14 protein-coding genes are annotated in these 11560 nt (G+C 71.0%); all 14 read right to left on the minus strand.

The window, feature by feature from the left end; translation table 11 throughout:
* Positions 1 to 4: 4 nt before the first annotated feature.
* On the minus strand, positions 5 to 1567 hold the full coding sequence (gene atpA, locus BUE29_RS02985; protein ID WP_073385701.1) for a F0F1 ATP synthase subunit alpha: 1563 nt from the start codon (positions 1565 to 1567) through the stop codon (positions 5 to 7).
* An 85-nt stretch (positions 1568 to 1652) separates the two neighbouring features.
* Positions 1653 to 2477 carry a F0F1 ATP synthase subunit delta gene (locus tag BUE29_RS02990; protein WP_084180638.1) on the minus strand — a complete coding sequence of 275 codons (825 nt, stop codon included), beginning with the start codon at positions 2475 to 2477 and terminating at the stop codon, positions 1653 to 1655.
* Positions 2474 to 3031, minus strand: coding sequence for a F0F1 ATP synthase subunit B (locus BUE29_RS02995; RefSeq protein WP_073385706.1), 558 nt, complete (start codon positions 3029 to 3031; stop codon positions 2474 to 2476). Before BUE29_RS02995 ends, BUE29_RS02990 begins: the two co-directional genes overlap by 4 nt.
* Positions 3032 to 3037: 6 nt before the next feature.
* A complete protein-coding gene (gene atpE, locus BUE29_RS03000) occupies positions 3038 to 3295 on the minus strand; it encodes an ATP synthase F0 subunit C (RefSeq protein ID WP_073385709.1) in 258 nt (85 codons plus the stop codon).
* Between the two features lie 83 nt (positions 3296 to 3378).
* Positions 3379 to 4164, minus strand: coding sequence for a F0F1 ATP synthase subunit A (gene atpB / locus BUE29_RS03005; RefSeq protein WP_073385712.1), 786 nt, complete (start codon positions 4162 to 4164; stop codon positions 3379 to 3381).
* Between the two features lie 49 nt (positions 4165 to 4213).
* Positions 4214 to 4600 (minus strand): ATP synthase subunit I, encoded by a 387-nt coding sequence (locus tag BUE29_RS03010; RefSeq protein ID WP_143167948.1) that lies wholly within the window; start codon positions 4598 to 4600, stop codon positions 4214 to 4216.
* Positions 4601 to 4693: 93 nt separating this feature from the next.
* Positions 4694 to 4909: an AtpZ/AtpI family protein gene (locus tag BUE29_RS03015; protein WP_143167949.1), complete on the minus strand. Its 216-nt coding sequence runs from the start codon at positions 4907 to 4909 to the stop codon at positions 4694 to 4696.
* A gap of 88 nt (positions 4910 to 4997) precedes the next feature.
* On the minus strand, positions 4998 to 6164 hold the full coding sequence (locus BUE29_RS03020) for a glycosyltransferase family 4 protein (protein ID WP_073385721.1): 1167 nt from the start codon (positions 6162 to 6164) through the stop codon (positions 4998 to 5000).
* Entirely contained in the window at positions 6164 to 6916 is a 753-nt protein-coding gene (locus BUE29_RS03025) for an L-threonylcarbamoyladenylate synthase (RefSeq protein WP_073385724.1), read from the minus strand. The genes BUE29_RS03020 and BUE29_RS03025 overlap by 1 nt, the downstream gene beginning before the upstream one ends.
* 4 nt (positions 6917 to 6920) lie before the next feature.
* Positions 6921 to 7766 (minus strand): peptide chain release factor N(5)-glutamine methyltransferase, encoded by an 846-nt coding sequence (gene prmC, locus BUE29_RS03030; RefSeq protein WP_200800008.1) that lies wholly within the window; start codon positions 7764 to 7766, stop codon positions 6921 to 6923.
* Between the two features lie 3 nt (positions 7767 to 7769).
* Positions 7770 to 8840, minus strand: a complete 1071-nt coding sequence (gene prfA / locus BUE29_RS03035) for a peptide chain release factor 1 (RefSeq protein WP_073385728.1) — start codon at positions 8838 to 8840, stop codon at positions 7770 to 7772.
* Positions 8841 to 9017: 177 nt separating this feature from the next.
* The gene (gene rpmE / locus BUE29_RS03040) at positions 9018 to 9236 is read right to left on the minus strand and encodes a 50S ribosomal protein L31 (RefSeq protein ID WP_073385731.1); all 219 of its coding nucleotides are present in this window, start codon (positions 9234 to 9236) and stop codon (positions 9018 to 9020) included.
* Positions 9237 to 9421: 185 nt separating this feature from the next.
* On the minus strand, positions 9422 to 10684 hold the full coding sequence (locus BUE29_RS03045) for an ABC transporter ATP-binding protein (RefSeq protein WP_073385734.1): 1263 nt from the start codon (positions 10682 to 10684) through the stop codon (positions 9422 to 9424).
* A gap of 7 nt (positions 10685 to 10691) precedes the next feature.
* Positions 10692 to 11558 (minus strand): carbohydrate ABC transporter permease, encoded by an 867-nt coding sequence (locus tag BUE29_RS03050; RefSeq protein ID WP_143167950.1) that lies wholly within the window; start codon positions 11556 to 11558, stop codon positions 10692 to 10694.
* Positions 11559 to 11560 lie beyond the last annotated feature (2 nt).

The raw sequence follows: 11560 nt of genomic DNA on the forward strand, positions 1-11560 counted from the left end.
AGACCTACTTCTCGGACTTGTCGGCCGTCGGCTGGAACTGCTTGCCGAACTCGTCGATCAGCTGCTCGAGGCGGTTGGCGTGCTCGTCGTCGAAGCCCTTGGCCGCGGCGAGCTCGTCGTAGAGCCCCTCGGCGTTGTGCTGGACGTAGTCGAGGAACTCGCCCTCGAAGCGGCGGATGTCCTCGACCGCGACCTCGTCGAGCTTGCCCGACGTGCCCGCCCAGACCGACACGATCTCGCGGCCGATCGGGAACGGCGACGCCGCCGGCTGCTTGAGCAGCTCGACCAGGCGCGAACCGCGGGCCAGCTGCTGCTGGCTCGCCTTGTCCAGGTCCGAGCCGAACGCGGCGAACGACTCGAGCTCGCGGTACTGGGCGAGGTCGACGCGCAACCGGCCCGACACCGCGCGCATCGCCTTCGGCTGCGCCGAACCACCGACCCGCGACACCGAGATGCCGACGTTGATGGCCGGGCGGACACCCGCGTTGAACAGGTCGGTCTCGAGGAAGCACTGGCCGTCGGTGATGGAGATGACGTTGGTCGGGATGTAGGCCGACACGTCGTTGCCCTTGGTCTCGATCACGGGCAGCCCCGTCATCGAGCCGCCGCCGAGGTCGTCCGACAGCTTCGCGCAACGCTCCAGCAGCCGGCTGTGCAGGTAGAAGACGTCACCGGGGTAGGCCTCGCGGCCCGGCGGGCGGCGCAGCAGCAGCGACACCGCGCGGTAGGCCTCGGCCTGCTTGGTGAGGTCGTCGAACACGATGAGGACGTGGTTGCCCTGGTACATCCAGTGCTGGCCGATGGCCGAGCCGGTGTAGGGCGCGAGGTACTTGAAGCCCGCGGAGTCCGAGGCCGGCGAGGCGACGATGGTGGTGTACTCCAGCGCGCCGGCCTCCTCGAGCGTGTTGCGGGCGGCCGCGATAGTCGACCCCTTCTGCCCGATCGCGACGTAGATGCAGCGCACCTGCTTGGCCGGGTCGCCGGTCTTCCAGTTCTCGCGCTGGTTGATGATCGCGTCCAGGCAGACGGTGGTCTTGCCGGTCTGCCGGTCACCGATGATCAGCTGACGCTGGCCGCGGCCGATGGCGGTCATGGCGTCGATCGCCTTGATCCCGGTGAGCAGCGGCTCACGCACCTCCTGCCGCTGCACCACGGTCGGCGCCTGCAGCTCGAGCGCGCGCCGCTCGTCGGACTCGATCTCGCCGTTGCCGTCGATCGGCTGGCCGAGCGGGTTCACGACGCGGCCGAGGTACGCGTCGCCGACGGGCACCGAGAGGATCTCGCCGGTGCGCTTCACCGGCTGCCCCTCCTCGATCCGGGTCGCGTCACCGAGGATGACCGCACCGATGTCGCGGACGTCGAGGTTGAGCGCCAGGCCCAGCGTGCCGCCCTCGAACTCCAGCAGCTCGTTGGTCATCGCGCTCGGCAGGCCCTCGACCCGGGCGATGCCGTCGCCGGTCTCGGCGACCACGCCGACCTCCTCGCGGGAGGCCTCCGGCGTGTAGGACGAGACGTAGCCCTCGATCGCGCTACGGATCTCGTCGGCGGAGATCGTCAGCTCTGCCATGAACGTGTCCTCAATCTCGTGGTTCGTGCCGTGTCGATGTGTTCATTGTCCGCGCGGCCGCACCACGGCCGGCGGGTCTGCTTCGTCAGCCGGCGAGCATGGCCCGCGCCCCGGCCAGCCGGGTCGCGATGCTGCCGTCGATGACCTCGTCGCCGATCCGCACGACCAGCCCCCCGCGCAGCGAGGGATCGACCGCAGACCGGACGCTGATGCGCCGGCCGTAGGTGTCGCTGAGCGCGGACGCCAGGCGTTCGGTCTGGGCGTCGGTGAGCTCGACGGCCGAGACCACGCGGGCCACCGACCGCTCCTGCCGGGCCGCCGCCTGCTCGAGCAGGTCGTCGATCGCGAGCACGATGCTGCGCTTGCGCTCGCTCGTGACGGCGTGCCGCAGCAGGGCCAGCGTCACCGACGACACCTTGCCCTCGAGCAGCGTGCCGAGCAGCTCGTTGCGCCGGGCGGGGTCCGCGGTGAACTCGTCCAGCAGCCCGGTCAGCTCACCGTCGGCCTGCAGGACGCGCTCGAAACGGAACAGCTCGTCCTCGACCCGGGTGAGCTCGCCGCCCTGCTCCGCCGCCGCGAACAGCGCGTCGTCGCCGGCGCCCTCGATCGCGTCGGTGAGGTCGAACGGCGTCGACCACCGCTGCCGGACGGCTTCCCGCGCGACGTCCAGCGTCTGGTCGCCGATCTTGCCCTGCAGCAACCGGCCGACGAACTCGGCCCGGCCGTCCGGGTCGGTGGCGGGGTCACCGAGGGTGCGCCGCAGCCGGGGCTGCGCGACGAGCAGGCCGGCGACGGCGTAGAGCTCCTCGGCCAGCGTCGTGAGCGTGTCGGCCGACGCCTGGTCGCCGACCACGGACCGCTGGTGCTCCTGCACTGCCGCCAGCGCCTGCCGGCTCGCCGAACGCATCATGCCGTCGTTCCTCCGCTGGTCGTGCGCGCGACGTCGTCCTTGGCCTCGAGACCGGCCAGGAACGCGTCGACGGTCGCCGACACCTGCCGGTCGTCGGCCAGCTTCTGGTCGACGATCTTCTCCGACAGTTCGACGGCGATGGCGCCGATCTCCCCGCGGAGCTCACGCACGATGGCGGCCCGCTGGCTGGCCAGCTGCTCGTCACCGCGGGCGACGATGCGGGCGGCCTCGTCCTGCGCCTGCTTGCGCAGCTCCTCGATGGTGCGCTGCGCCTCGGCACGCGCGTTCTCGCGGATCTGCGCGGCCTCGGTGCGCGCCTCGTTCAACGCCTCCTGCAGCCGCCGCTCGGCCTCGGCCAGCTTCTGCTTGGCCTCGTCGGCGTCCTCCATCTGCTGATGGATGACCGCCTGACGCTCACGCGTCGCCTTCTGGATCGGCGGCAAGATGTACTTCGCGATGATCCCGAGGATGATCACGAACGCCAGGAGCTCGGCGAAGAAGGTGTAGTTGGGCAGCAGAAAGATGTCTGCCGCGACGTTCTCCGTGGCAGCCATGGGCTACTAGCTTCCCGAGCCCAGCACGAACGCGAAGACGGCGGCGAAGGCCAGGTTGATGAAGTACGCCGCCTCGACCAGACCGACGGTCAGGAAGAACAGCGTCTGCAGCTGACTCTGGGCCTCCGGCTGGCGGGCGACGCCCTGGATCAGCGAGGCGCCGGCGATGCCGTCACCGATGCCGGCGCCGATCGCGCCGCCGCCGAGGGCGAGGCCGCCGCCGACCAGGCCGCCGATGATCTCGACGTTTCCGTCCAATGCCATGTCTTTACCTCATCCGTCTTTCTGGTTGGTGATGCGAACTGAGAGTGACCGACGGCTGTCGGCGGGTGGGGCAGGTGTCGTGGTCAGTGTGCGGCCTCCTTGGTCGTGGAGACCCGCGACTCGGCGTCGCCCGGCGTACCGGGCTGCTCCTCGGGATGCGACGCGTGCGGGTTCAGCGACGACAGGTACAGCACGGTCAGCAGGGCGAAGATGAACGCCTGGATCAGACCGATGAACGCGTCGAACAGCTTCCACAGGATCTCGGGGATCCACAGGACGGTGGTCGGCAGCGCCACGATGATCGCGATCATGATCGTGCCGGCGAAGATGTTGCCGAACAGACGCAGCGCCAGCGTGACCGGCTTGACGATCTCCTCGACGATCCGCAGTGGGATCAGCGCGCGGGGCTTCTCGAAGATGTGGGCGTAGTACTTCAGCCCGTTCTTCTTCACCCCCATGACGTGCATGGTGAGGATGACCAGGATGGCGAGCGCGTAGGTGGTGTTGGGGTCCGACGCCGGCGGCGGGATGTACTCCTTGGTCGGGATCAGCGACAGCCAGTTGGCGAACAGGATGAAGAGGAACAGCGCCATCGCCAGTGGGACGACCCACGGCGCGGTGCGGATGCCCATCGAGCTCTCGACCTGGTCCTCGACCTGCTTGCTGACGGTCTCGAAGAACAGCTGGACGCCGCCGGGCTGGCGGACCGAGAGCCGGCGCCGCATCCAGAAGCCCAACGCCAGGATGATCGCGCCGGCGATCACGGTGGCGATGATCGTGTCGCCGTGCAGCGTGATGGCGCCGAGCTTCCACACGATCTTGTGGTGGCCGGGCTGGATGTCGATCTCGGCCAGGGGGACGGTGCTCATCGGGTCTCCTCGACGGCGGGCGACGCGGACGCGGGGCTCACGGGGGCGGTCATGTCGTCGGTCGCAGACTACGGAAGACCGGGAGCGCGGCGCCGACGAGCATCAGGACCTGGAACACCGCGAGGCCGACGAAGGTGCCCAGCCCGTCGGGCCGGACGGCCACGGCGAGGGCGACGGCGAGCAGCGTGACGCTGCCGAGCCGGCCGGCGACGCTGCCGGTGAACCGCTTGGGCGAGAGCTCTCCGGTGGCGCGGCGGACGACCGCCTTCTGCAGCATCAGGTTGTTGAGCGCGCCCAGCACGATGCCGAGCAGCCCGAAGGCACCCATCCACGGATGCCCCTGCATCGACGTCACCGCGATGGCGACGGCGCCCAGGGCGACCCCGATGACGGTCGAGCGACGCAGGTTCGCCGTGGCGGAAGCCGGGGTGTACACGACCGGATCCACGATCAGTCAACACTCGCTTTCCGTGGTCACTTCGCTGTGGTCACTGCTGACGTGCTCAGGTCCTGCGCCTGCCGGCCGATCTCACTGTTGGCCGTTGCGCAGGTACTTGCGGAACTCGGTCACCGCGTAGACGACGCCGCCGGCCAGGCCGACCGCGATTCCCGCGAGGACGAATATGGGGCTTGTCGATAACTGGGAGTCGAGGAGGAGCCCGAGGGCCACCCCGACGGCGAGCTGCGCGGCGATGACGGCGCCCATACCCAGCAGGGACGTCCAGCTCGGGGACTCAGGGGCCATCGACGCCTCCGCTCTCACCTGAGAGATTACAGGGACGGCGGCGGTGAGCCTGCACGGGGTCGGTCGACGCGACCGGCGCCGCGGTGTCTCACACCCGGGCGGGCGGGCGCCGCCGGTCCCGCCGGCGGCTCGAGCGGAACCGCCGCGCGGGAACGAGCGAGACGAACAGGCCGAGCACGACGAGCACGGCGAGGCCGGTCAGGACCAGCACCCGGCCCTCGGCGTAGGACAGCGCGACACCGGTGAAGGCGATCAGCGCCGACCAGAAGTACAGCAGCAGCACGGCGCGGCGGTGGCTGTGCCCCATCTCCAGCAGGCGGTGGTGCAGGTGCTGCTTGTCCGGCGCGAAGGGCGAACGCCCCCTGCGCACCCGGCGCACCACCGCGAGCAGCAGGTCGACGAACGGCAGCGCGAGGATCGACAGGGGCACGAAGAGCGGCAGCAGCAGCGCCAGGCCGCCGAACGAGGTCTTGGTGAAGACCTGCGGGTCGGCGGTGTTCGTGGCCGAGACGGCCGACGCCGACAGGATCATGCCGACGAGCATCGAGCCCGAGTCGCCCATGAAGACCTTGGCCGGCCAGAAGTTGTGCGGCAGGAAACCCACGCAGGCGCCCGCGAGCCCCGCGGCGAGCAGGGTCGGCGCGGCGCCGGCCGTCTGGAAACCCTGCTGGGTCACGTGGAAGGAGAACAGCGCGAAGGCGCTCGCGGAGATCGCCGACACCCCCGCCGCCAGTCCGTCCAGCCCGTCGATGAAGTTGAGGGCGTTGATCGTCACCAGCGTCAGCAGGATGGTCACCGGCACCGAGAGGTCCTGGCCCAGGACGAACGTGCCACTGTCGCCCCACGGGATCGGCACGGCGCCGAGCTGCACGCCCCCGAGCGTGACCATCAGCCCGGTGGCCAGGACCTGGCCCGCGAGCTTGGTGAGCGAGTCGAGCTCCCACCGGTCGTCGATGACGCCGAGCAGGCAGATGATGGCGGCCGAGCCGATCACCCACGGCATCACCGGGCCGGCCTCGAACGCCTGGTGCAGCGTCGGCAGGCGCGCGGCCACGAAGAACGCGAGCGCGAGGCCGGCGAAGATCGCGACGCCACCCATGCGCGGTGTCGCGACGGCGTGGACGTCCCGGTCGCGCGGCATCGCGAGCGCACCGCAGCGGATCGCCACGCGCCGGGCCACCGGGGTCAGCAGGAAGGTGACGACCGCCGCGACGCAGCCGACGAGGACGTACTCGAGACTCGGATGGGTGGGCATCAGGGGCGTCCGCCGGGGGACGGCCGCGGCCGCCGCGCCGGCGGCGCCGACGCCGGAGACGCCGGAGACGCCGGAGACGCCGGAGACGCCGGCCCGGTGCTCCCCGTAGCGGGCCCGACGATGTCGGGCACGACCTCGCGCAGCTGCTGCTCGGTGACGCCACCGACCCGCAGCACGCGGGGCTGCTCGCCGGACATGTCCACGATCGTGGAGGCCCTGCCGGCGGCGGCCGGGCCGTCCTCGAGGTACACGGCGACGTCCTCGCCGAGCTGCGCGCGCGCCTCGGCGGCGGTCTGCGCCGGCGGCTGCCCCGAGCGGTTGGCACTCGACACCGCCATGGGGCCGGTCCGTTCGAGCAGTTCGATCGCCACCGGGTGCAGGGGCATGCGCAGCGCGACGGTGCCGCGGGCGTCCCCGAGATCCCAGGTCAGCGACGGCGCGTGCCGGACGACGATGGTGAGCCCCCCTGGCCAGAACGCCTCGACCAGCTCCCGCGTGCGGCCGTCGACGGACGTCACCAACCCGTCGATGGTCGACCACGAGCCGACCAGGACGGGGACGGGCATGTCACGCCCGCGCCCCTTCGCCCGCAGCAGGTCGGCGACCGCCACCGCGTCGAACGCGTCGGCGCCGATGCCGTAGACGGTGTCGGTGGGCAGCACGACCAGCTCGCCCGACGCGACGCTGTGGGCCGCGCTCGCGATCGCGTCGTCGCGGACGTCGGGGTCGCCGCAGTGGAAGAACAGGGCCACGGCGTCATCCTGCCTCACCGCGCCGTGCGAGCGCGTAGCGCGGCCGCCCGGCGAGGTCGCTTCGCGCCTCGATCGCCTGCCATCGGCCGTCCGCGCGCAGCAGGGCGGGGACCGTCGTGCCGTGGGTGTCGTCGTGCTCGACGGCGAGCACCCCCCCGGGCCGCAGCAGCGTCGCGGCCCGTCCGATCACCGTCGCCACGACGTCGAGGCCGTCGCTCCCGCCGAACACCGCCTCCGGCGGATCGGCGCGGACCTCGGGGTCGACCGGGCTCGCGAGCGGAACGTAGGGCGGGTTGGCGACGACGGCGTCGACCCGGCCGGCCAGCGGCCGGAGCGCGTCGTCGTCGCCGACGTCGGCGGCGATCACCGTCACGCGCGTGCCGGCCGTGTTGCGTCGCAGCCACGGCAGCGCGGCGGGCGAGCGCTCGACCGCGGTGACCGCGGCCGTGGGCAGCTCGTCGGCGACGGCGACGGCCAGTGCACCCGACCCGGCGCAGAGGTCGACGACCTCGGGGCGGTCGAGGCCGCGCAGGTGCGGCAGGACGGCGTCGACCAGCAACTCGGTCTCCGGCCGCGGGACGAACACACCCGGCCCGACGGCGAGCTCCACGTGGCGGAACGGGGCGGTGCCGGTGATGTGCTGCAGCGGTTCACGGGCGGCCCGCCGGTCGAGCGCGACGTCGTAGTCGCGGGCCTCGGCCGGTGTCACCGCGTCGCGCAACGGGAGCCGTGCGCGGGTGACGCCGAGCACGTGGGCGAGCAGCAGTTCGGCGTCGACGCGCGCGCTGCCCACCCCCGAGGCCGCGAGCCGGGTCGTCGCCTCGGCCAGCAGCTCGCGGACGGCCGGCACGGGTCAGCCGGTCTGACCGGCGAGCAGGGCCTCGGTGTCGGCGTGCTGCAGCGCCGCGATCACGTTGTCCAGCGCCCCGTCGAGCACCTGATCGAGGTTGTAGGCCTTGAAGCCGACCCGGTGGTCGCTGATGCGGTTCTCCGGGAAGTTGTAGGTGCGGACCCGCTCGGAGCGGTCGACGGTGCGCACCTGCGAGCGGCGGGCGTCGGAGGCGGCGGCGTCGGCCTCGTCCTGCGCGGCGGCCAGCAGCCGGGCCCGCAGCACCCGCATCGCCGCCTCGCGGTTCTGCAGCTGGCTCTTCTCGTTCTGCATGCTCACCACCGTGCCGGTGGGCACGTGGGTGATGCGGACCGCGGAGTCGGTGGTGTTGACGCTCTGGCCGCCCGGCCCCGAGGAGCGGTAGACGTCGATGCGCAGGTCGTTGGGGTCGATCTCGACGTCGATCTCCTCGGCCTCGGGCAGCACCAGCACCCCTGCGGCCGAGGTGTGGATGCGTCCCTGCGACTCGGTGGCCGGCACCCGCTGGACGCGGTGCACGCCGCCCTCGAACTTCAGCTGCGCCCAGACGGCGTGCTCGGAGCGGCGGGCACGGACGGCGAGCGTCGCCGACTTGGTCCCGCCGAGGTCCGTGGGCTCGTTGTCGAGCACCTCGGTCTGCCAGCCCTGCCGTTCGGCGTAGCGCAGGTACATCCGCAGCAGGTCGCCGGCGAACAGCGCCGACTCGTCGCCGCCCTCGCCCGCCTTGATCTCGAGGAGCACGTCCTTGCCGTCGTTCGGGTCGCGCGGCAGCAGCAGGCGGCGCAGCCGTTCCTCGACCTCGCCGATACGGACCTGCAGCGCGGCCGCCTCGGCGGCGAACGAGGCGTCCTCGGCCGCGAGCTCGCGCGCCGCGACGAGGTCGTCCCGGGCGGCGGCCAGCTCGTCGGCTGCGGCCTTGATCGGGCCGAGCTCGGCGAAGCGGCGGCCGAGCTTGCGGGCGCGCGCGGCGTCGGCGTGCACGGCCGGGTCGGCCAGCGCCGCCTCGACCTCGCCGTACTCGGCCACCAGCTCGGGCAGCCGCCCCGGCTCGCTCATCCCGACCCACTCTCGTTCACTGGCGACTTCCGACGCCGACTGGCGACCTACGCTCCGACTGGCGACCTACAGCTCGCCAGTCGGGCGAGAGGTCGCCAGTCGGCGGGGGAAGTCGCCAGTCGTCTGGGACACGCGAACGGCGCCCGTCCAGGATCAGGACGAGCGCCGTCGGTGGAGCTAGGAGTTCCGGACGCGCTTGCCGTAGCGCTTCTCGAACTTGTCGACGCGGCCGCCGACGTCCATGATCTTCTGCTTGCCCGTGTAGAACGGGTGGCAGGCCGAGCAGACGTCGGCAGTGAGGACGCCGTTCTTCGCGGTGCTGCGGGTGGTGAACGTGTTGCCGCAGCTGCAGGTCACCTGCGTGGTGACGTAGTCGGGGTGAATGCCTTCGCGCATGTCGCTGGTTCCCTTCTGGGGCCGCCGGGTCGCACGGTGCGGGCACGGTGCGTGAACCGGAGCCGGGTGGTGGTGGCCGACGCCCGCTGCGCCGACCGGTCGTACCGACCGTCCAGTCTGCCACTGGCAGGGACGGCCGACCAAACCGACCGGCACAACGCCGCGGGCCACCCCCGCATTCCCGTTCAGACGCCGGCGGGGGCCGCCTCCCGCTGCTGTGCCCGGTCGAGCTCACGACGCCGGTCGTCCTCGGACTCCTGGGCGATCTGGGCGGCCCGCTCCTCGTTGCGCGTCAGGTTCTGGCCGCTCTGGGCGTCGAAGACGTGGGCGGATGCCGGGTCGAACCACAGCTGCGCCTCGTCGCCCTGGCGGACCTTGCTGGCGCCGTCGAGCGAGACGACCAGCTGCGTGCGCATCGCCTCGCCGTCGAGCTCGCGGTCGAGCTCGTTGAGCGCGGCCTGCACCTCCGGGTGCGGCTCGAAGGGCAGGTAGGCGTACTTCTCGTTGCCCAGCCACTCGGTGACGTCTACCGGCGCGGTGAACGTGATGCCGCGCGAGCGCTGGTGGTCCTCGACCAGCGCGACGTCCTCGAACGCCTCGGGGCGGATGCCGACGATGACGAGGTCGCCCTTGCTCTTGGCGGCCGCGACCGGCTCCGGCGTCGGGATCTGGGTGAACGGCATCTCCAGGACGCCGTCGCCGACCGTCGCGGGGAGGAAGTTCATCGGCGGCGAGCCGATGAAGCCCGCTACGAAGAGGTTCACCGGCTGCTCGTAGAGCTCGCGCGGGCTGGCCACCTGCTGCAGCACACCACGGCGCAGGACGGCGACGCGGTCCCCCAGCGTCATCGCCTCGGTCTGGTCGTGCGTGACGTAGACGGTGGTGATGCCCAACCGCCGCTGCAGCCGGGCGATCTCGGTGCGCATCTGGCCGCGCAGCTTCGCGTCGAGGTTCGACAACGGCTCGTCGAACAGGAACGCGCTGGCCTGGCGGATGATGGCGCGCCCCATCGCGACGCGCTGCCGCTGCCCACCGGAGAGGTTCGCGGGCTTGCGCTGCAGGTGCTCGCGCAGCTCGAGGACGTCGGCGATGTCGTCGACCTGCTTGCGGATCTGCTCCTCGTTCGCCTTGTTCTTGGACAGTCGCAGCGGGAAGGCGATGTTCTCGAAGACGGTGAGATGGGGGTAGAGCGCGTAGTTCTGGAACACCATCGACAGGTTGCGGTCGCGCGGTGCGCGGTCGTTGACCCGGGAGCCGTCGATGATCATGTCGCCGCTGGATATGTCCTCCAGGCCGACGATCATCCGCAGCAGCGTGGACTTCCCCGACCCCGACGGCCCGACGAGGATCAGGAACTCGCCGTCGGCGACGTCGATGTTCACGTCGGTCACGGCCTGGAAGCCGTCGCCGTAGACCTTGGTGATGTTGTGCATCTCGATCGTGGACATGTGCTGCCTACCCCTTCACGGCGCCGGCGGTGAGGCCGGTGACGATGCGCTTCTGGAAGATGAGGACGAGGATGACGACCGGGATCGTGACCACCATGGAGGCGGCGGCGACGTAGCCGGTCGGCGGGATGAACTGCGACGGGCCGGAGAAGAAGCTCAACGCGGCAGGCACGGTCTGCGCGCCGTCGAAGTGCCCGGTCTTGCCCGGCGTCGAGGACAGCGAGGTCGCGTACACGAAGTCGTTCCACGCGGTGAAGAACGCGATGATCGCCGTGGTGAAGACGCCCGGCGCGGCCAGCGGCAGCACCACCTTGCGGAACGCCTGCCAGCTGGTGGCGCCGTCGACCTGCGCGGCCTGCTCCATCTCCCACGGGATCTGTCGGAAGAACGCGGTGAGCGTCCAGATCGACAGCGGCAGCGTCAGCGAGAGGTACGGGATGATGAGGCCGGGCCAGGTGTTGTAGAGGCCGATGTCGCGCCACAGGTTGAACAGCGGCGTCACGATGCTGATCGCCGGGAAGAACGCGGTCAGCAGCGCCGCGTTGAGCACCAGCTTCTTGCCCGGGAACTCGAGCCGGGCGATACCGTAGGCGCAGAACGCGGACAGCACGACCGCGACCACGGTGGCGATCAGGCAGATGCCGATCGAGTTGAACAACGCCGGGATGAAGAGGTCACCGCCGCGGCCGGTGAAGATGTAGGAGTAGCTCGACCATGTGTAGTCGCGCGGGAAGTAGTTGCGGTCGGCGATGTCCGCGCTGGGCTTCAACGAGAGCGAGACGATCCAGCCGATCGGCAGCAGCGTGTAGAGGATGATCGGCAACGACGCCACGAAGAGCCACCACTTGGCCTTCGGCGAGATCTCGGCAGCCACGG

The sequence above is a fragment of the Jatrophihabitans endophyticus genome, assembly GCF_900129455.1.
In the GTDB taxonomy this organism is placed as follows: domain Bacteria; phylum Actinomycetota; class Actinomycetes; order Mycobacteriales; family Jatrophihabitantaceae; genus Jatrophihabitans; species Jatrophihabitans endophyticus.

What these genes read in the sequence shown, in the direction of transcription:
- BUE29_RS03015 (WP_143167949.1), bottom strand. Translation starts at nt 4,909, where the DNA reads ATGGCCCCTGAGTCCCCGAGCTGGACGTCCCTGCTGGGTATGGGCGCC.
- BUE29_RS03020 (WP_073385721.1), bottom strand. Translation starts at nt 6,164, where the DNA reads ATGCCCACCCATCCGAGTCTCGAGTACGTCCTCGTCGGCTGCGTCGCG.
- atpE (WP_073385709.1), bottom strand. Translation starts at nt 3,295, where the DNA reads ATGGCATTGGACGGAAACGTCGAGATCATCGGCGGCCTGGTCGGCGGC.
- atpA (WP_073385701.1), bottom strand. Translation starts at nt 1,567, where the DNA reads ATGGCAGAGCTGACGATCTCCGCCGACGAGATCCGTAGCGCGATCGAG.
- BUE29_RS03045 (WP_073385734.1), bottom strand. Translation starts at nt 10,684, where the DNA reads ATGTCCACGATCGAGATGCACAACATCACCAAGGTCTACGGCGACGGC.
- BUE29_RS02990 (WP_084180638.1), bottom strand. Translation starts at nt 2,477, where the DNA reads ATGATGCGTTCGGCGAGCCGGCAGGCGCTGGCGGCAGTGCAGGAGCAC.
- atpB (WP_073385712.1), bottom strand. Translation starts at nt 4,164, where the DNA reads ATGAGCACCGTCCCCCTGGCCGAGATCGACATCCAGCCCGGCCACCAC.
- rpmE (WP_073385731.1), bottom strand. Translation starts at nt 9,236, where the DNA reads ATGCGCGAAGGCATTCACCCCGACTACGTCACCACGCAGGTGACCTGC.
- prfA (WP_073385728.1), bottom strand. Translation starts at nt 8,840, where the DNA reads ATGAGCGAGCCGGGGCGGCTGCCCGAGCTGGTGGCCGAGTACGGCGAG.
- BUE29_RS02995 (WP_073385706.1), bottom strand. Translation starts at nt 3,031, where the DNA reads ATGGCTGCCACGGAGAACGTCGCGGCAGACATCTTTCTGCTGCCCAAC.